This is a genomic window from Halostella litorea, assembly GCF_004785955.1.
GTDB classification, from domain to species: Archaea; Halobacteriota; Halobacteria; order Halobacteriales; family Natronoarchaeaceae; genus Halostella; species Halostella litorea.
This window is the reverse complement of record NZ_SJER01000001.1, coordinates 1,379,359-1,397,983: the sequence shown is the minus strand read 5'-3', so window position 1 is coordinate 1,397,983 and position 18,625 is coordinate 1,379,359. Positions and strand designations below refer to the sequence as shown.

General features: G+C 69.8%; 20 protein-coding genes. 14 read left to right on the top strand and 6 right to left on the bottom strand.

The genetic code is table 11. The annotated features are described in order from the left end of the window. Nucleotide 1: 1 nt before the first annotated feature. Nucleotides 2-769 carry an HFX_2341 family transcriptional regulator domain-containing protein gene (locus EYW40_RS12700; RefSeq protein WP_237560604.1) on the bottom strand — a complete coding sequence of 256 codons (768 nt, stop codon included), beginning with the start codon at nt 767-769 and terminating at the stop codon, nt 2-4. Between the two features lie 110 nt (nt 770-879). Here EYW40_RS12700 and EYW40_RS12695 point away from each other — a divergent pair, with 110 nt between their 5' ends. The 5 genes from EYW40_RS12695 to EYW40_RS12675 all read left to right on the top strand — a co-directional run bounded on the left by EYW40_RS12695 (nt 880) and on the right by EYW40_RS12675 (nt 7,203). After that, nucleotides 880-1,284: an ArsR/SmtB family transcription factor gene (locus EYW40_RS12695; RefSeq protein WP_135821968.1), complete on the top strand. Its 405-nt coding sequence runs from the start codon at nt 880-882 to the stop codon at nt 1,282-1,284. A gap of 284 nt (nt 1,285-1,568) precedes the next feature. Continuing rightward, complete coding sequence (locus EYW40_RS12690) at nt 1,569-2,429, top strand: sulfurtransferase (RefSeq protein ID WP_135821967.1); 861 nt, start codon at nt 1,569-1,571, stop codon at nt 2,427-2,429. A 451-nt stretch (nt 2,430-2,880) separates the two neighbouring features. Beyond that, nucleotides 2,881-3,141 (top strand): hypothetical protein, encoded by a 261-nt coding sequence (locus tag EYW40_RS12685; protein ID WP_237560603.1) that lies wholly within the window; start codon nt 2,881-2,883, stop codon nt 3,139-3,141. Between the two features lie 64 nt (nt 3,142-3,205). After that, on the top strand, nt 3,206-4,825 hold the full coding sequence (locus EYW40_RS12680) for an SLC13 family permease (protein ID WP_135821966.1): 1,620 nt from the start codon (nt 3,206-3,208) through the stop codon (nt 4,823-4,825). Nucleotides 4,826-4,935: 110 nt separating this feature from the next. Beyond that, nucleotides 4,936-7,203: an NADP-dependent malic enzyme gene (locus tag EYW40_RS12675; protein WP_135821965.1), complete on the top strand. Its 2,268-nt coding sequence runs from the start codon at nt 4,936-4,938 to the stop codon at nt 7,201-7,203. Nucleotides 7,204-7,227: 24 nt separating this feature from the next. On the opposite strand, the gene EYW40_RS12670 is transcribed toward EYW40_RS12675, so the two are convergent. Then, entirely contained in the window at nt 7,228-7,668 is a 441-nt protein-coding gene (locus tag EYW40_RS12670; RefSeq protein WP_135821964.1) for a universal stress protein, read from the bottom strand. A gap of 162 nt (nt 7,669-7,830) precedes the next feature. Between EYW40_RS12670 and lwrS the strand changes: the two genes are divergently transcribed. Both lwrS and dpsA read left to right on the top strand, forming a co-directional pair. Next, nucleotides 7,831-8,214, top strand: coding sequence for an LWR-salt protein (gene lwrS, locus EYW40_RS12665; protein WP_135821963.1), 384 nt, complete (start codon nt 7,831-7,833; stop codon nt 8,212-8,214). A gap of 85 nt (nt 8,215-8,299) precedes the next feature. Further along, nucleotides 8,300-8,845, top strand: a complete 546-nt coding sequence (dpsA, locus tag EYW40_RS12660) for a DNA starvation/stationary phase protection protein DpsA (protein WP_135821962.1) — start codon at nt 8,300-8,302, stop codon at nt 8,843-8,845. 17 nt (nt 8,846-8,862) lie between these two features. Here the strand turns inward: dpsA and EYW40_RS12655 are convergent, their stop codons facing one another. From EYW40_RS12655 to EYW40_RS20025, 3 genes are all read right to left on the bottom strand, one after another. After that, a complete protein-coding gene (locus EYW40_RS12655; protein WP_135821961.1) occupies nt 8,863-9,252 on the bottom strand; it encodes a metal-dependent transcriptional regulator in 390 nt (129 codons plus the stop codon). Nucleotides 9,253-9,329: 77 nt separating this feature from the next. Continuing rightward, nucleotides 9,330-10,124: a DUF7260 family protein gene (locus EYW40_RS12650; protein WP_135821960.1), complete on the bottom strand. Its 795-nt coding sequence runs from the start codon at nt 10,122-10,124 to the stop codon at nt 9,330-9,332. Between the two features lie 71 nt (nt 10,125-10,195). Beyond that, the gene (locus EYW40_RS20025; RefSeq protein ID WP_202614514.1) at nt 10,196-10,369 is read right to left on the bottom strand and encodes a hypothetical protein; all 174 of its coding nucleotides are present in this window, start codon (nt 10,367-10,369) and stop codon (nt 10,196-10,198) included. 261 nt (nt 10,370-10,630) lie between these two features. Between EYW40_RS20025 and EYW40_RS12645 the strand changes: the two genes are divergently transcribed. After that, nucleotides 10,631-11,203, top strand: a complete 573-nt coding sequence (locus EYW40_RS12645) for a DUF7978 family protein (protein WP_135821959.1) — start codon at nt 10,631-10,633, stop codon at nt 11,201-11,203. A gap of 83 nt (nt 11,204-11,286) precedes the next feature. On the opposite strand, the gene EYW40_RS12640 is transcribed toward EYW40_RS12645, so the two are convergent. After that, on the bottom strand, nt 11,287-11,484 hold the full coding sequence (locus EYW40_RS12640) for a heavy-metal-associated domain-containing protein (RefSeq protein ID WP_135821958.1): 198 nt from the start codon (nt 11,482-11,484) through the stop codon (nt 11,287-11,289). 131 nt (nt 11,485-11,615) lie between these two features. Between EYW40_RS12640 and EYW40_RS12635 the strand changes: the two genes are divergently transcribed. The 6 genes from EYW40_RS12635 to EYW40_RS12610 all read left to right on the top strand — a co-directional run bounded on the left by EYW40_RS12635 (nt 11,616) and on the right by EYW40_RS12610 (nt 18,608). Next, nucleotides 11,616-12,206, top strand: a complete 591-nt coding sequence (locus EYW40_RS12635; RefSeq protein ID WP_135821957.1) for an AsnC family transcriptional regulator — start codon at nt 11,616-11,618, stop codon at nt 12,204-12,206. Nucleotides 12,207-12,298: 92 nt separating this feature from the next. Continuing rightward, complete coding sequence (locus EYW40_RS12630; RefSeq protein ID WP_135821956.1) at nt 12,299-12,592, top strand: hypothetical protein; 294 nt, start codon at nt 12,299-12,301, stop codon at nt 12,590-12,592. A gap of 5 nt (nt 12,593-12,597) precedes the next feature. Continuing rightward, nucleotides 12,598-13,503 carry an alpha/beta fold hydrolase gene (locus tag EYW40_RS12625; protein ID WP_135821955.1) on the top strand — a complete coding sequence of 302 codons (906 nt, stop codon included), beginning with the start codon at nt 12,598-12,600 and terminating at the stop codon, nt 13,501-13,503. 181 nt (nt 13,504-13,684) lie between these two features. After that, complete coding sequence (locus EYW40_RS12620; protein WP_135821954.1) at nt 13,685-16,339, top strand: heavy metal translocating P-type ATPase; 2,655 nt, start codon at nt 13,685-13,687, stop codon at nt 16,337-16,339. Between the two features lie 128 nt (nt 16,340-16,467). Then, nucleotides 16,468-17,907: an APC family permease gene (locus EYW40_RS12615; RefSeq protein WP_135821953.1), complete on the top strand. Its 1,440-nt coding sequence runs from the start codon at nt 16,468-16,470 to the stop codon at nt 17,905-17,907. Next, entirely contained in the window at nt 17,907-18,608 is a 702-nt protein-coding gene (locus EYW40_RS12610) for a universal stress protein (protein ID WP_135821952.1), read from the top strand. Before EYW40_RS12615 ends, EYW40_RS12610 begins: the two co-directional genes overlap by 1 nt. Nucleotides 18,609-18,625: the final 17 nt, after the last annotated feature.

Here is an 18,625-nt window from a genome sequence, read left to right as displayed (position 1 = left end):
CCTACCCGCCGGACTCGGGGAGCTTGTGCCGGAACGCACGCAGCGCGTTCCGCCCGGTGTCGGTCAGCGACACCTGCTTCGTCCGGCCGACGGACTCGATCCGGAGGTACCCCTGCTCGGTGAGCGGGTCGACGATGCGGTTGTTCAGCAGGGCGAACTTGGCCTTCTCGTTCGCGGGGTCGGCCCGGGTCATGAACGCGAGGTCGTTCTCCTCGGCGAAGGCGATCAGGTCGCTCTTCTTCGGCGTGTACGCCGCGTCGGTCGACGACTCGACGTAGTCGAGGACCTGGACTTGGTCGGCCGTCGGCGTTTCGAGCGGGTACGACGGGAGCTGTTCCGCCACCGCCATGCCCTCGGTGCGGGGGGTCTCCTCGACCGGGTGCGACCCCGACTCGGGGTGGACGTGGTAGCCGCTCGCGTCGGTCGCCATGCACGCGAGCGCGGCCCCCACCGCCGCGAGCTTCGGGCCGCTCGACACGTTGACCCTGACGATGTCGTCGTCGTACCGGTCGGCGATCGTCGTGATCTCGCCCAGGACGTCGTACACGTCGTCGAGGTCGACCGTCCGGGCGTGCACGGTCACCCCGCGGTCCGCGAGTTCGGACTCCAGCCGGTCGTGGTAGGCCGTCCGCTCGGACTCCGGGTCCCCGAGCAGGTAGAGGGTGTCGGCACCGTACTCCAGCACCGGCTCCCTGATCCGGTCGAACTCGTACCCGAGGGGGGCGACGTGGACCTCCTCTATCGTCCGCAGGGCGGCGTCACCTGACATCGTATTTAGTAATGATAGTATCGATACTATAGTTGTAGGGGTTGTATAGATAGTATTCGGATAGTCGATAAATACTGACCGGCGCAACGTACGGACGACGAAACACGCCCATGACGATGCAACCGCCCTCCAGCGAGCAGTCCGAGCGTACGACGGAAACGACGGGCCGGAGCGACGCGACGTCCGGGTCCGACGAGTCGACAGTCGACCCGGCGACGGTGCTCGAACTGATCGGCGACGCGAACACCCGCGCGGTGCTGGGTGCGGTCGCCGGCCAGCCCAGGAGCGCCCGGGAGATAGCCGAGGCGACGGACGTCTCCAGGGTGACCGCGTACCGCCGGCTGGACCGCCTCGAAGCGCTGGGGCTGGTCGACTCGACGACGGCGTTCGACGAGAACGGCCACCACCACGAACAGTACCGGGCGACCTGTGAGCGCGTGGTCGTCCGGCTCGACGCGGACGGGCTCGGCGTCTCGGTCCGAACGTCGCCCGAGGGGGACGAACCCGGGGAGTAGCGTCCGCACGGCCGGGAACCGTCGGTCCCCGCGCTTCAGCCCTCGCCGTCCGACCCCGAGACGCCCCCGACTCGGAGATACCTGCAACTGTTGCCGGAGAGCGGCCGGGCCGCCCCCGCCTGGTGCCCGGGACGGCCCACGACGCGACGCGGGTCCCGGCCGCCCGGGGGCCACCGGACGAAGCTCCCGGATATCGCCGGCAACATGATCCGGGAGTTCGGCGGGAAGGCGGTACCTGCCGAATGTGTAGTTTCTTTAAGAAGGGGACCCGTACGTGACCGTGTATGAGCGACAGCGACTACGCGAACGACGTGCTCGTCTCGGCCGACTGGGTCGAAGAGCACATCGAGGAGTTCGAGAGCGACGACCCCGAGTACCGACTCGTCGAGGTCGACGTCGACACGGAGGCCTACGAGGAGAGCCACGCGCCCGGCGCGGTCGGCTTCAACTGGGAGACACAGCTCCAGGACCAGACCCAGCGCGACATCCTCGAGAAGGGGGACTTCGAGGACCTGCTCGGCTCCCACGGCATCAGCGAGGACTCGACGGTCGTCCTGTACGGCGACAACTCCAACTGGTTCGCCGCCTACGCCTACTGGCAGTTCCAGTACTACGGCCACGACGACGTGCGCCTGCTCGACGGCGGCCGCGAGTACTGGGTCGAGAACGACTACCCGACGACCGACGAGGAGCCGGACTTCTCGGCCGTCGAGTACGAGGCCGGCGGCCCGCGCGAGTCCATCCGCGCGTACCGCGACGACGTCGAGAAGGCGATCGACCGCGGCGTGCCGCTCGTCGACGTCCGCTCGCCCGAGGAGTACAGCGGCGAGGTGCTCGCCCCGCCGGGACTCCAGGAGACCGCCCAGCGCGGCGGCCACATCCCGGGCGCGAAGAACATCTCGTGGGCGGCCGTGACGAACGACGACGGCACGTTCAAGACCGCCGAGGAGCTGGAAGAACTGTACGCCGAGGAGGGCATCGACGGCGAGGGCACGACCGTCGCGTACTGCCGCATCGGCGAGCGCTCCTCCGTCGCGTGGTTCGCGCTCCACGAACTGCTGGGCTACGACGACACCGTCAACTACGACGGCTCGTGGACCGAGTGGGGGAACCTCGTGGACGCGCCGATCGAAACCGGCGAGTAACCGGCGAGACGGTTCATCGTCGAGCCGTACTCGCGGTTTCGTAGTGTTCGGCGAGTAACCGGCGAGGCGTTCATCGCCGCGCGACCGTTCCGATTTTCTTGCGCAGCCTCGGCGAGAGCGCCGCAGCGACCCCCTTCGTGTCGGTGTGGCCGCCCGTGATCCCGTCGGGGCGGTGACCGCCGAGGCGGGCGTTGTCGGAATTTATAACGTGGCGTCGTCTTGTAGCACGGTATGGTACGCATCGCGGCGGTCGAACCGACTGCCACGGCGGACGCGGGAGCCGGACACGACGGCCCCGTCCGGTCGTGGCCGGCCCACGCATGGGTGGGTCACCCGTAGGTGTTCTTGCCGAAGATGAGTGGACACACGACGCGTAAGGCACGGTCCCCCGACGCCCGTCGGACTCCAGTGACACGTTTCGCGGACAGCGGAAGAACCGGTGGTGATACGTTTGGCGACGGACGACGCTGAACCCGTCGAGTCGACCGACCTCGACGACGTGTCGCCGATGGCGTGGCGGCTCCTCCGGGTCGCCGCGGGCTACGAGCAGCGGGAGGTCGAGCGGGAGGTCGACGACCTGATGCAGGCGCACCTCTCGATGCTCGAAAACGGGAACCGGGCGCTCTCCCGGCCGCGCCGGCAGTTGCTGTTGGACCTGTACGCCGCGGAACTCGACGGGGACCAGGTCGCCGCGATCGTCGGCAATTTCTGAATCTGTCATGGTTTGTGGCAAACCAAAATAATTAATAACGACACCGGGAAAGACGCCTGTATCAATGATACACCGTCATTTGAGCGACGTACAGCAGCGAGTGGCGAAGTTCTGCGTCGCGTGTCTGGGGGCGTTGCTCATCGGGCTCGCGCCGTCCCCGTCGGGGCTCTCGGTGGCCGGCCAGTACGCGCTCGCGACCATGTTCTTCGCCGGGTTTCTCTGGGTGACCGGCGCGCTCCCGCTGGCCGTCACCGCGTTGACGATCCCGGTGTTACTCACCGGGACCGGCGTGTACGACGACATGGACACGGCGCTCGTCGGCTTCTCGGACCACCTCATCTTCCTGTTCATGGCGGGGTTCATGCTGGCAAACGCCATCCAGAAGTACGACATCGACCGGCGGATCGCGCTGTACACGATGGCGAAACTGGGCAGTTCGCCCCGCCGCCTGATCGGGGCCGTCATGATCTCCACCGCGGGGCTGTCGATGTGGGTCTCGAACACGGCGACGGCAGCGATGATGACGCCGATCGCCGTCGGCGTGCTCTCGCAGGTCCTCAGCACCGGCGGCACCGCGGCCGCCGGCGAGTCGACCCCGGGGAACGCGGCCGCCGAGTCGGTCCCGGACGGCGGGGTGGTCGGGGGCGGTGACGAGTTCACGAACATGCAGATCGGCATGCTGCTCGGGACGGCCTACGCCGCCAGCATCGGGGGCGTCGGGACGATAATCGGCACGCCGCCCAACGCCGTCCTCGTCGGACAGCTCAACGCGACGCTGGGGTACGAGATCGGGTTCGTCGACTGGCTGCTGATCGGGTTCCCGGTCGTCGTCATCACGCTCCCCATCGTCTGGTATCTCCTCACGTACGTCCTGTACCCGCCGCAGGTCGCGAACGTCGACGACGCACAGGCACAGGCGCAGGCGCTCCTCGACGAGGAGGACAGCCTCGGCACGCGGGGTCGGCGCGTCGCGGTCATCTTCGGGGCGACCGCCGGGCTCTGGGTGGTCGGCGGGCTCGGGACCTTCGTCGAGCCGTACCTCCCCGACGTGTGGATGACCACGCTGTTCGGCGGCAGCGGGGCGACCGTGTTCGGCCTCGACGGCCACCAGGGGCTGCTCTACTACGTGATGGTCGGGGTGATGGCGATCCCCGCGCTCGTCCTGGCCGACACCATGGAGTGGGACGAACTGGTCGACATCGACTGGGGGACGCTGCTGCTGTTCGGCGGCGGCATCTCCCTCGCGCGGGGGCTCGCGGACACCGGCACGACGGGGTGGATCGCGGACACGGTGTTCGGCGGCCTCACCGGGACGCCCGTGGTCCTCGTCATCGCCGCCGTTGTGTTGCTCGTCGTGTTCCTGACCGAGATGACGTCCAACACCGCGACGACGAGCGTCATCGTGCCGATCCTCATCGGGCTGGGCAGCGTCTTCGCGGCCACGCTCGGCCTCACCGAGTTCAAGACGGCCATCTTCCTCTCGGTCGCCGGGACGATCGCCGCGAGCTTCGCGTTCGCGCTCCCCGTCGCGACGCCGCCGAACGCGATCGTCTTCGGGAGCGGGTACATCCGGCAGCGGCACATGCTTCGCACCGGCGTCGTCCTCAACGTCCTGATGACCGCGGTGCTGACGGGGCTGATCTGGGTGCTGTTCACGTTCGTCTGGCCGCACCTCCTCTGGTGAGCGGCCGATCCCCTGCGCTGGCTTCTCTCTTGCTGCATTCGGCCACCGAAACGGCGCGCCGTGAGACGTGCGATCATTAATACTACGGCAACACAACGGTACGACACCCGATGTCACTGGAAGACGACGCGCGCGAATACCACCGGCGTTCGCCGCCGGGCAAAGTAGAGATATCGACGACCAAGCCGACGAGCACCCAGCGTGACCTCTCGCTCGCGTACTCGCCCGGCGTCGCGGCACCCTGCCGGGACATTGCCGAGGAGGAGACCCGGGCGTTCGACTACACGGCGAAGGGGAACCTCGTCGGGGTCGTGTCGAACGGCTCGGCGGTGCTGGGGCTGGGCGACATCGGCGCGCAGGCATCCAAGCCCGTCATGGAGGGGAAGGGGGTGCTGTTCAAGCGCTTCGCCGACATCGACGTGTTCGACGTCGAACTGGACCTCGACGACACGGACGCGTTCGTGCAGGCGGTCGCGGGCATGGAACCGACGTTCGGCGGGGTCAACGTCGAGGACATCGCCGCGCCCGAGTGTTTCGAGATCGAGCGTCGGCTCCGCGAGCGAATGGACATCCCGGTGTTCCACGACGACCAGCACGGCACCGCGATCATCTCCGGTGCCGCCCTGCTCAACGCCGCCGACATCGCCGACAAGGACCTGGCCGACCTGCAGGTAGCCTTCGCCGGCGCGGGCGCGGCCGCGACGGCGACCGCCCGCTTCTACGTCTCGCTCGGCATCCCGCGGGAGAACATCACGATGTGCGACGTCGACGGCGTCCTCTCGGAGCGCCGCGCCGAGGCCGGCGAACTGAGCGAGTTCACCGAACCGTTCGCGCACGGGGTCGCGGACGGCGAGTTGGCCGACGCGATGGAGGGCGCGGACGTGTTCGTCGGCCTCTCTGTCGGCGGCATCGTCGACGGGGAGATGGTCCGCTCGATGGCCGACGACCCGATCATCTTCGCGATGGCCAACCCCGACCCGGAGATCGATTACGAGGAGGCGAAGGCGGCACGCGACGACACGGTCATCATGGCGACGGGGCGGTCGGACTACCCCAATCAGGTCAACAACGTCCTCGGGTTCCCGTTCATCTTCCGCGGGGCGTTGGACGTCCGCGCCACCGAGATAAACGAGGCGATGAAACGCGCGGCGGCGGAGGCGCTGGCGGAACTCGCCCGCCAGGACGTCCCCGACGCCGTCGTCAAAGCCTACGGCGACCAGCCCCTCCAGTTCGGCCCCGACTACCTCATCCCCAAACCCCTCGACCCGCGCGTCCTCTACGAAGTGACGCCCGCCGTCGCACGGGCGGCGATGGAGAGCGGCACCGCCCGGCGCGAACTGGACCTGGACGACTACCGCGAGGAACTGGAGGCCCGCCTCGGGAAGGCCAGGGAGATGATGCGCGTCGTCATCAACAAGGCCATGTCCGACCCCAAACGCGTCGCGCTCGCGGAGGGGGAACACGAGAAGATCATCCGCGCGGCGAGCCAGCTCAGCGAGGAGGACATCGCCGAGCCGGTCCTCGTCGGCCGGGAGGCGCGGATCCGCGAGACGGTCGCGGAGCTCGGCCTCGACTTCGATCCGGTCGTCGCGGACCCTAGCGACGGCAGGTGGGAGCGCTACGCTGACGGGCTGTACCGGCGTCGCCGGCGGAAGGGGCTCACCCGGAGCGAGGCGGCCGACCTCGTCCGCGACGACCCGGACTACTTCGCGAGCATGATGGTGGAGACGGGCGACGCGGACGCGATGCTCACCGGCCTCACCCACCACTACCCCTCGGCCCTGCGGCCGCCGCTGCAGGTGATCGGCACCGCGGAGGACGCCGACTACGCCGCCGGCGTCTACATGCTCACGTTCGGGAACCGCGTCGTGTTCTGTGCGGACACGACGGTGAACCTGGACCCCGACGAGGCGGTGCTCGCCGAGGTGACGAAACACACCGCGGAACTGGCCCGCCGGTTCAACGTCGAGCCCCGCGCGGCGCTGCTGTCGTACTCGGACTTCGGCAGCGTCGACACCGAGGGTGTCAGGAAACCGCGGAACGCCGTCTCGCGGCTCCGCGAGGACCCGGCCGTCGACTTCCCGGTCGACGGCGAGATGCAGGCCGACACCGCCGTCGTCGAGGGGATGCTGACCGGGACCTACGACTTCGCCGACCTCGACGGGCCGGCGAACGTGCTCGTGTTCCCGAACCTCGAAGCGGGCAACGTCGGCTACAAACTGCTCCAGCGGCTGGGCGGCGCGGAGGCCATCGGCCCGATGCTGGTCGGCATGAACAAGCCGGCCCACGTCCTCCAGCGCGGCGACGAGGTCAAGGACATCGTCAACCTCGCGGCCGTCGCCGTCGCCGACGCCCAGCAACGCGACCGGGACGGCTGACGCGGTCGGCGTAGCGCCGCGGGGTCACTCCCGGCGGACGAACGTGACCGGGCACGGCGCGTTGAGCATCACCTTCTGGGTCGTCGAGCCGAAGATGGCCTTGCCGGCCGGCGACCGCTTCCCGCCCCCGATGACGACCAGGTCCGCGTCGGCCGCGAGGTCGACGATCGTGTCGGCGTGGGGGCCGATCGACGTGCGCAGTTCGTACTCGACCCCCTCGGCGTCGAGCAGGTCGACGACGGGACCGAACGTCCCGTGTTGGTCCGCGATCCGCTCGGGCGTCAGGTCGGCCTCGTCGACGCCGAGGCTCGCGGCGGTGCTGTCGTACTCCCCGTCCGTGAACACCTGTGCGACGACCACCCGGGCGTCCGCCGGCTTCGCGATGTCGACGGCCGTCTGCGCCAGCCTGGTCCCCTGCCCCTCGTCGCCGGGTTTGCACGCGAGAAGTACCGTTTCGAGTCCCATGTATCAATGATACGCTATGCGGGACTTAAACCTACCCCCGCGGCGACAGGAAACCGAAGCCGTTCCCCCGGCGTGTTCCGCGTGCAGCGGAAACGATATCGTCGGATGGAGTTGATACCGCGACGGACCAGCCCTTTTGGCCGTGTGCGGGGAACGGCCGCTATGGCGAACTCCGGGTCCGCCCGATACGTCTTCGGCGTCTCGTTCCGAATCGAACCGTCGACGCCCGGGACGACCGTCGAGCCAGCGACGTTCGAAACCGACCTGTACCGCGAGGCCGACGCGCCCGGCCGGGAGGGGTGGCTGTTTTTCCGGGACAACCTCTGGCACGGGGAGTTGAGCGACCCGGCGCACTTCCGCGACCGGACCGAGGACGCGCTCGGCGTGCGCGTCGACGACGTCTCGTTCAGCGAACTCCGGACCGACGGGGCGTATCTGGACGCGCTACGCGACGAGGTGGGGTCGTCCCTCGGCGAGTTCAACGCCGACACGGTCGACGAGGCGCTCTCGAAGTACCTCGGGAGTTCGATCAGGGTCGTCGACTGAGTCGGCCGCCGAGGTTTAGGCAATACGAAAAATTGTTTCAATATTGAGAAATTATAAGTGGGTAGCGCCACAACTACCGAACGTGATGAACACGCAGAAGACGACCCGGCAGACAGCGGGCACGGTCGAGGAGAACGCGCTCAGGCTCGACACGGAGAAGGCAGAGCAGATCATCGACGCGCTGAACACCGACCTCGCGGACGCGTACGTGCTGTACCACCAGCTCCACAAGCACCACTGGAACGTCGAGGGCGCGGAGTTCCTCGATATCCACGTGTTCCTGCAGGAGGTGTACGAGGACGTCGAGGACGCGGCCGACGAACTCGCCGAGCGGCTCCAGGCGCTGGGCGGCGTTCCGCACGCGAGCATGCCGACGCTCGCCGAGAACGCGACGGTCGAGCCGGAGGACGAGGACGTGTACGACGTGCGCACGTCGCTGGCGAACGACCTCGAGATGATGGGCGACATCATCGAGAGCTACCGCCAGCACGTCGAACTGGCCGAGGGGCTCGGCGATTACGCGACGGCCGAGATGCTCCGCGAGCAACTCGAAACCGTCGAGGAGCACGCCCACCACATCGAACACTACCTCGAGGACGACTCGCTGGTCGTCGAGGCCGCGACGAACTGAGCCGGCGACGCGTCCCGCTATCGTGACGGGCGCTCCTCGGCGGGCGCGTCGAACTCGCCGAGCAGCGTCGTGACCAGTCGGTCGGCGACCGACGGCCCGACGAGGCCGGCCATCTCCATCGCCTCGCGCTCGTGGGAGTCGAGGTCCAGAACCCGCCGGAAGAACCACGAGAGCGCCACGTACGCCTCGTGTAGCTCCGCGGCCCGGTCCCGGCCGGCGTCCGTCAGCGTGGCCCCCTCGTAGCGTTCGTACGCCACCAGCCCGTCGGCGTCGAGCCGCTGGAGGGCCTCGGTCACCGTCGCCGGCGAGCGGTCCAGCGTCTCGGCGACCCGCCCGGGCGACACCGGCGGCGAGGACCGGTGTTCCGCGATGTAGAGCGCGAGGAGGTACTGCGGGGCCCGGCTCACGCGGACCGCCCCCGCGCTGTCCGCCCCCGATCCGCCGTCCGTGCGGGCCGCCGAAGCGGTGGGGTCCCGGCCATCGGTCACACCCGCCGGACGAGCCGCGCCCGCAGGCGTCGCTGGCGGTCGGCCAGGGCGTCGTCGAGGCGGGCGACCGCCGACAGCACGGGGTGGGTCTCCGCGAACTCCTGGTACAGGTACTCCACCAGCGCCAGGTGAGCGAGTTCGGACCCGTGCCCGCCGTCGGTCGCGCTCCGGAGGGTCTCCTGCCGGTCGACGGCGACCGCCTCGCACGTTCGCCGGTGGTCCGCGAGGGCCTCGTGTCGCCGCCGCAGGGCCGGAAACCCGAGGTCGGCGGGCGACCGCGCGTCCGCGGACCGGAGGCGCTCGATGGCCGACGACAGGCCGCGTCGCGCCGACCGGACCGAGTCGGCCTCCCGGTCGAGCGCGTCCGCCATCGTGGCGAGCGTCCGCCGGCGTGCGGCCGCCTTCGACCGGACCGTCTCCCGGAGGCGCGGCGTGAACTCGTTGTCCGTGTCCGGGGCCAGCGCGAGCGCGACGGCGTCGCCGAACTCCGCGCGGAGGGTCGCTAGCAGCGACTCGTCGCCCTCGACGTCGGCGACGCTGTGGGGGCGAACCGTCTCGGCGAACGCCTCGCGCACCCGGCGGCACCGCGACCGTCCGGGGCGCTCCCCGCCGGACGCCGCGGCCGGAACGACGCCGCCGGCGGCCGCCGACCCGCGGCGGTCGACCGGCGCGGCCGGGACCGACTCGACCGCGTCGCGAAAGCGGTCGTACGCCCGCCGCTCCGCCGCGACCCGCTCGCGTTCCTCCCGTACCCGCGACCGCGCGCGGTCGAGACCGGATTCGACCCCCATCGACGGTCACCTCGTGACCGCCGGTCGCCGACGGAGCGGGGTCGTCCCGCCGAACCCGTCCCCACGCATCGCTACCGCCTCACCGCCACGGGGCGTTCGGCCGAGATGAACGGCTCGCCGTCGTCGCCGGCGAGGACGAGTCCACCACACCGCAGCCGGGTCACCCGCCACTCCGGAAGCTCAGGGATCCCGTACTCCGCCGGCGCACCGTAGGAGCCCGCGATGGCCCACTCCCGCGCAAGCATTCAGACCGCCCCCGCGGAGCCGGCGGCTCGGAACGCGTTTCGATCGACGGAACAGCCGCTTCGTGACGGGGTCGACCGTGTCGGCCCGCCCGCCACGCGGTCGCCTTGCATACGGATTAGGCCAACCTAAAACACCAAAAACGTGGCGATTTTTTAGGCTTGCCTAATTACTGGTAGGGCGCGGGCGAACACAACGCCTACACCCGAACCAGCCGCCGCTACTCGGTGGATTTATCAGTCACGCATATAACAAGCCAACGTATGTCAGCTCCACAACAGACCAGGCAACGCCGGACGAACACCGAATCCCCGAAGGACGGGTTCCGACCCGTCGGCGGGGCGATCTACGGGTTGTTCGCCTTCATCGGCGCGTTCGTCCTCACGGGGGTCTACTTCTTCTACCGCATCGACGAGATCACGAACGGTGGCATCGACGGGGTGCTCCCGGAGGACCCGGTCGCGCTCGCGTGGCCGTTCTACAACGCCCACCAGGTCGAGATCACGTCGTCGATGGGGCCGCAGTCGGTGAACTACCTCGAGGAGATCCCCCAGCTCGACCCGCTCGTGTTCAACGCGATCCCGGCGGTCGTGCTCCTGCTGGCCGGCTTCTCCGTGGCGCGGCGGGTGCAGGAGCCGCTGTCGGACCAGGCCAGCGCCGTGGCCGGCGCGAGCGTCGCGGTGGGATACCTGCCGCTGTTGGCCGCGGGGACGTTCGTGTTCAAGTACGAGGAGATGGGCGTGAGCTTCGGCCCGGAACTGGGCGGCTCGCTGGTGATGTTCGGCCTCATCTTCGCCGTCGGCTTCGGCGCGCTCGGCGGCTATCTGGGCGGGTAGCGGGCGAGAATACGGCTCCGGAACGGCACCGGAGGCAGTTCGATTTCCGTCCCGGCGGCCCCGAGGAGGCCGGCGGGGCGCCGTTACGCCGAGGCGTCGTAGCCGGCGTCGGCGACGGCGTCGACGAGCGCGTCCGGGTCCGCGGACCCCTCGACGGTCGCCGACTCCGCCTCGCGGTCGGCGCTCGCGTCCGTGACGCCGTCGACGCCTTCGAGGGCCTCCTCGACCGTCCGCTCGCAGTGCTCACAGCTCATTCCCTCGACGGAGATGGTGCGTGGCATACGGTTCGAAGGTACGGGAGCCGGGTCTTTGTCGCTTACTGCTTCGAACCCGAACTACGAGCGCCACATGGGTTGGGCTTCGAAAGCGAAACGCGGGAAACAGTATTGTGGTTCGGGGGCCTACGCGACGTATGCGCGACCTGGACGAGACGGACATGGAGATCCTCTCCCTGCTGGCGGAGGATGCACGTCGGCCGTTTAGCAGCATCGGCGAGGCGGTCGGCCTCTCCGGGCCGGCCGTCTCCGACCGCGTCACGCGGCTGGAGGAAACCGGGGTGATCAACGGGTTCACCGTCAACGTCGACCGCGGGCAACTGCGGGCGGGCGTCCCCGTGTTCGTCCGGATCGAGAGCGGTTCGGACGAGGTCGAGACGCTCCGGTCGCGGCTCAGCGGGGCCGACGGCGTCGAACACCTCTTCGTCACCGCCGAGGGCGAGGTCTGGTTCTACGGGCGCGCCGAGGGGGAGAACGTCCGCCAGTGGATCGACGGCCTGCTGGAGGCGGTGCCGACGACCGACTACTCCGTAACGCTCGTCGACGACCTGGAGTGGGCCCCCTCGCTCGACGGCACCGAGTTCGCGATCACGTGCGCGGAGTGTGGGAACACGGTGGACAGCGAGGGCGAGTCGAGCCGGATCGACGGGACCGTCTACCACTTCTGCTGTCCTTCCTGCCGGAGCCGCTTCGAGGAGCAGTACCGGAAGCTCGAGGAGGGGGCGTAGCGCGGGGTTTGGAACGCGAAGTCCCGCCCGCGCCGGCTTCCGATCTCGAAGCGAAAAGTGCCGTAAATCGGGATGAACAAAGTACGCACACCATGGCACGGCGAACTGAGACCCGCGGGTCGCTCTCCAAGCATCGGTCGGGGCTGCTGTTCGGACTCGTCTTCGCGGCGTCCCACGCGGCGTGGCTGGGGTTCGCCGCCGCCGGGGTGTCCGAGTCCACGGTGGCGACGGTCGCCCGGACGAACGGCGTCGAGTACGAGGGCACCGTCGACGTCGACGGCCCCCTGTTCGCGCTCGGCCTCGTGATCGCGGCGGTCGCAGGGTATCTGATGGGCGCGCTCTTCGCCGTCCTCCGGAACCGCACGGCGGTCGCGGACGGCGGGTAGCAATCATGCCGACGACGTATCCGCCCGGGTACGTCCCGTTCGAGGCCGCCCGCGAGGCACTGCCGCCGCCGACCGGCGTGCGCGTCTCCGAGGCGGTCGAACTGGAGACGCTTCACGTCCCCGGGCCGGACCCGGCGCTCGTCTTCGTCCACGGCGGCCTCGGGTCGCTGTGGAACCCGTACCCCCAGCTCGCGACGTTCGCCGGCGACCGCGAACTGGTGACGTACTCGCTGGCCGGGAACGGCGGCTCGACGGAGCGCCCCGACCAGTCGATCGACGGGCACGTCGCCGACCTCCGGGGGCTGCTCGACGAACTGGGCGTCGAACGCCCGATCCTCCACGGCCACAGCTACGGCACCGCTGTCGCCGTCGAGTACGCGAAGCGCCACCCGGCGGCGGGGGTCGTCCTCCACGCCGGCGGGGACCACGACCTCACGCCGTCGTGGGAAAAGCCGCTGCTGCGGCCGTTTCTCGCCCTCCGGCTGTACCGGCTCGCGCCCGACGACGCGCTGGTTCGCCGGCTGGTGTACCGGGTGGGGTTCCACGGGGCGACGCCCCGCGCCGTCGTCGAGGACTTCCTGCTGTCGAACCCGCTGCCAGACCGGCGGTCGGCGTGGACGACCGTCACCGAGGCGTTCTGGGGGTACGACGGCCGGGCGGACGCCGACCGTCTCACCGCGCCCGCGCTGGTCGTCCACGGCCCGGCGGACGGCATCGTCCCGGTCGACGTCGCGCGCGACACCGCGGCGCGGCTTCCGTCGGGGGTGTTCTGCCGGCTCGAACGGACCGGACACGTGGCGTTCGCGGAGCGACCCGCCGCGTACAACGACCTGTTGCGGGCGATGTTCGACGCCGCCGTCGGGGGCCACGACCTCGAAGCGGCGGTCCGGGCCCGGACCCGGCGCGAGTGAACCGGGACGGATGTCCGGGGCGAATCTGTCCCGTCGTCACCGACCCGTCGGCCGACCGCATTCGGGCCGGATCCTTCGGCCCGCGGGCCGGAGTGCCTTCGGTTCCAAAGTTCCGTGTGGCGCTCGCCTTCGCTCCGAAGCAGCAAACGCACTAAGGTAGGAACCCGTAGTACAGTACAAGATGAGCACCACAACCGAACACCTCGACATCACGGGGATGAGCTGTGCCAACTGCTCGGCGACGGTTGGCGACGCGCTCGAATCGCTCGACGGGGTGAAGGAGGCGAACGTCAACTACGCCACCGACGAGGGCTCCGTCGAGTACGACCCCGACGAGGTGTCGCTCCGGGCGATCTACGACGCCGTCGCCGACGCCGGCTACGGCGTCGTCTCCGAGACGGCGACGATAGCCATCTCCGACATGACGTGTGCGAACTGCGCGGAGACCAACGAGGAGGCCCTGGAGGCCGTCCCCGGCGTCGTCGACGCCGACGTGAACTACGCCACCGACGAGGCGCAGGTGACGTACAACCCCGCCGAGGCCTCGATGGCGGCGATGTACGACGCCATCGAGGACGCGGGGTACTCGCCGGTCCGCGAGGGCGGCGACGCGGACGACGACGGGGACGCCCGCGACGCCGCGCGGGAGGCGGAGATCCGCAAACAGCGTCGGCTGACGCTGTTGGGCGCGGCGCTTGCGGCGCCGCTGCTGTTTTTCATCGTCGACAAGCTCCTGCTCGGCGGGAGCGTCCTCCCCGAGACGGTGTTCGGGGTCGAGTTCGGCTGGGTCGAGTTCGCGCTCGCGACGCCCGTGCAGGTCGTGCTCGGCCGGCCGTTCTACAGGAACTCCTACAAGGCGCTCGTCACGAACGGCCGCGCCAACATGGACGTGCTGATCGCGCTCGGCTCCTCGACCGCGTACGTCTACTCGGTCGCCGTGCTCGCGAACCTCATCGCCGGGAGCCTCTACTTCGACACGGCGGCGCTGATCCTCGTGTTCATCACGCTCGGGAACTACCTCGAAGCCCGCTCGAAGGGGCAGGCCAGCGAGGCGCTGCGGAGGCTGCTGGAGATGGAGGCAGACACCGCGACCGTCGTCGACGACGAGGGCAACGAAACGGAGGTCCCCCTCGAGGACGTCGCGGTCGGCGACCGGATGAAGGTCCGGCCCGGCGAGCAGATCCCGACCGACGGCGTGGTCGTCGACGGGCAGTCCGCGGTCGACGAGTCGATGGTCACCGGCGAGTCCGTCCCCGTCGAGAAGACGGAGGGGGATGAGGTGGTCGGCTCCACCATAAACGAGAACGGCGTGCTCGTCGTCGAGGCGACGAAGGTCGGCGCGGATACGGCGCTCCAGCAGATCGTCCAGACGGTGAAGGAGGCCCAGTCCCGCCAGCCCGACATCCAGAACCTCGCGGACCGCATCTCTGCGTACTTCGTGCCGGCGGTCATCGCCAACGCCGTGCTGTGGGGCGTCGTCTGGTTCGCCTTCCCCGAGGCGCTGGCCGCGTTCGTCGACTGGCTCCCGCTGTGGGGGCTCGTCGCGGGCGGCCCGGGGGTCGCCGGCGGGGCGGTCTCCGTGTTCGAGTTCGCCGTCATCGTGTTCGCCTCGGCCGTCCTGATCGCCTGTCCCTGCGCACTCGGGCTCGCAACCCCGGCGGCGACGATGGTCGGGACGACCATCGGCGCGCAGAACGGCGTCCTGTTCAAGGGCGGCGACGTGCTCGAACGCGCGAAGGACGTCGACACGGTCGTGTTCGACAAGACCGGCACGCTGACCGAGGGCGAGATGGAACTCACCGACGTCGTCGCCGTCGGCGGCGACGGGGAACCGGTCGCGGACGGCGGGGAGCGATCCGACGGATCGCGACCCTCGTCGGACCGCCGGTTCGACGGCGGGGAGCCGGCGACCGACGGCGGCGCGCTGACCGGCCGGGACCGCCTCTCCGAGGACGAGGTGCTCCGGCTCGCCGCGACCGCCGAGAGCGGGAGCGAACACCCGCTCGCCCGGGCCATCGTCGAGGGGGCCGAGGCGCGGGGCCTCGACGTGGGCAGCCCGGAGGGGTTCGAGAACGTGCCCGGCCACGGCGTCCGGGCGACCGTCGACGGCGAGGAGGTGCTGGTCGGCAACCGGAAGCTGCTCCGTGACAGCGGCGTCGACCCGTCGCCGGCCGCCGGGACGATGGAGCGGCTGGAGAGCGAGGGGAAGACGGCGATGCTGGTGGCATACGCGGGCGAACTCGCGGGCGTCGTCGCCGACGCCGACACGGTCAAGGACAGCGCGAAGGAGGCCGTGCGCGAACTGCGGGAGCGCGGCCTCGACGTGATGCTGATCACGGGCGACAACGAACGCACCGCCCGCGCGGTGGCCGAGCAGGTCGGGATCGACCCGGGGAACGTCCACGCGGAGGTGCTGCCCGAGGACAAGTCCGACGCGGTCGAGGCGATCCAGGAGGAGGGCCGGAAGGCGATGATGGTCGGCGACGGCGTCAACGACGCGCCAGCGCTCGCCGTGGCCTACGTCGGCACCGCCATCGGGAGCGGCACGGACGTCGCCATCGAGGCGGCGGACGTGACGCTGATGCGCGACGACCCGCTGGACGTGGTGAAGGCGATCCGGGTCTCGGACGCGACGCTCCGGAAGATCAAGCAGAACCTCGTCTGGGCGCTGGGCTACAACACGGCGATGATCCCGCTCGCCTCGCTGGGGCTGCTCCAGCCGGTGCTGGCGGCCGGCGCGATGGCGATATCGTCGGTGTCGGTGCTGACCAACAGCCTGCTGTTCCGCCGGTACACGCCGGACCACGACTACGAACTGCTCGGCCGGCTCCGCTGACCGGGGCCCTCGAACGCGTCAGGGATCACGCCGCCCCGAGCGGCTCCCATGTGGCCCGAGCCGTCGGCCCGGGAGCGCACGTCCTGTTTCGTCCCAAAGATGATTGTCCCCGTGTGGGTAGGTATCGTATGGGCGACGACGGGACCGCCGGGTCACCGGAGGGGACGAACATCGCGGGCGAGGCACCGGACGTCGAACCGACGGTAGAGACCGAGGAGGCGACGATCACCGACGACGCGGAGCTGGAACGGACGCTGGGGCTCACCGGGGGGCTCGCCATCGGGATCGGGACGATGATCGGCGCCGGCATCTTCGTCTTCCCCGGGTTGGCCGGCGCGGAGGTCGGCACCGCGGCCGCGGCGTCGTTCGGCGTCGGCGGGGTCGTGGCGCTGCTCGTCGCGCTGCCGACCTCGGAGCTGGCGACGGCGATGCCGAAAAGCGGCGGCGGCTACTACTTCATCTCGCGGGGGCTGGGCACCCTCGCGGGGACGGTCGTCGGGCTCTCGCTGTGGCTTGGGCTCGTGTTCGCCACCGCGTTCTACCTCGTCGGGCTGGGCTTTTACGCGCTCGACGCGCTCGCCATCCTGGGGGTTTCGGTCGGCGCGAGCCCCGAACTCGTCGTCTCCGTCCTCGCGGTGGTCGCCGGGGTCCTCTTTACCGCGCTCAACGTGACTGGCACGGAGAACGCCGCCAAGCTCCAGAACGGCATCGTCGCGCTCCTGCTGTCGATGCTGGTCGCCTTCCTCGGCTTCGGGCTGCTGGACGCGGTCGGCGTCGTCGACGCCGGGACGCCGGCCGGCACCGACAGCGACGTGTGGACGGCGTTCCCGATCCTCTCGACCGCCGCGCTCGTGTTCACGTCGTACCTCGGCTTCGCGCAGGTCGCGACCGTCGCCGGCGAGATGAAGCGGCCGAGCCGGAACCTGCCGCTGGCGATGATCGGGTCGGTGCTGGTCGTGACGGCACTGTACGTGTTGACCATCTTCGTCGCCACGAGCACCTTCACGCGCGACCAACTCGGCTCGTTCGGCGAGACCGCGATGGTGGAGGTGGGCCGCGAACTGCTTGGCGTGGGGGGCGCGCTCGTGATCGTCGTCGGCGGGCTGCTCGCGACGATGTCGAGCGCGAACGCCTCGATCCTGTCGACCTCGCGGGCCATCTACGGCGTCTCGAAGGACGCCCTGTTGCCGTCGTGGGCCGCGCGCATCAACCTCAAGTACGGGACGCCACACGTCGCGCTCGGGATGGCCGGCGGCCCCATCGTCGTGCTGGCGGCGACGCGGCAGGTGGAGCTTCTGGCTGAGGTCGCGTCGTTCCTGCACCTGATCATGTACGGGCTGATCTGCGTGGCGCTGCTTGCGATCCGCCGCGACGAGCCCGACTGGTACGACCCCGACTTCCGGGTGCCCGGCGGGCCGGTCATCCCGGCCGTCGGCGCGGTCGCGAGCTTCGGCCTGATCCTCTTTATGAACCGGCAGTCACAGATAGTCGGGCTCGCCGTCATGGCGGCGACCGCCGGGTGGTACTTCTATTACGCCGACGACGTTAGCCTCAAGGGGGCCCTGTAATGACTCGCGTACTCGTCTCGCTGGCGGTGCTGGAGGGTGAAACGGTGTCGTCCGGGCTGGTCGACCTCCTGGCGACCGTCGACGTGACCGTCCTCGGGTACCACGAGGTGCCGGAACAGACGCCGCCGGACCAAGCCCGCGCGCAGTTCGAGGACCGGGCCGTCGACGCGCTGGAGGACGTCACCCGGGAGTTCCGCGAGGCGGGCGGCGACGCCGACTACCGGCTGGTTTTTACCCACGACCGCGGGCAGTCGGTTCGGCGGGTCGCGGCGGAGACCGGAGCCGACGCGTACGCCATCACCGGGGTGACCGGCCCCGTCGAACGGCTGCTCGTCCCGGTGAGCGGCGGCGTAAACGTCGAGCGGATCCTCGGGTTCGTCGAGGCGCTCGTCGACAGCCGCGACATCGGCGTCACGCTCCTGCTCGTGACGGACGGCGACGGGGCCGGGGAGACGGTCCGGTCGGCCGCCGCCGACCTCGAACGGGCGGGGGTCGACGTGACGACCCGGGAGGTTTCCGGGGACCCCGTCGCCCGGACCGTCGAGGAGGCACCGGGCCACGACGCGGTCGTGATGGGCGAGCGCGCCCCGTCGCTCTCGTCGCTCGTGTTCGGGGCCGAGGCGGACCGGATCGCCGCGGGGTCGGTCGGCCCGGTACTGGTAGTGCGAGGGGACGAGGCGGCCGACGCGCCGGCGGAGTGAGGCAGAGGAGCGTCCGA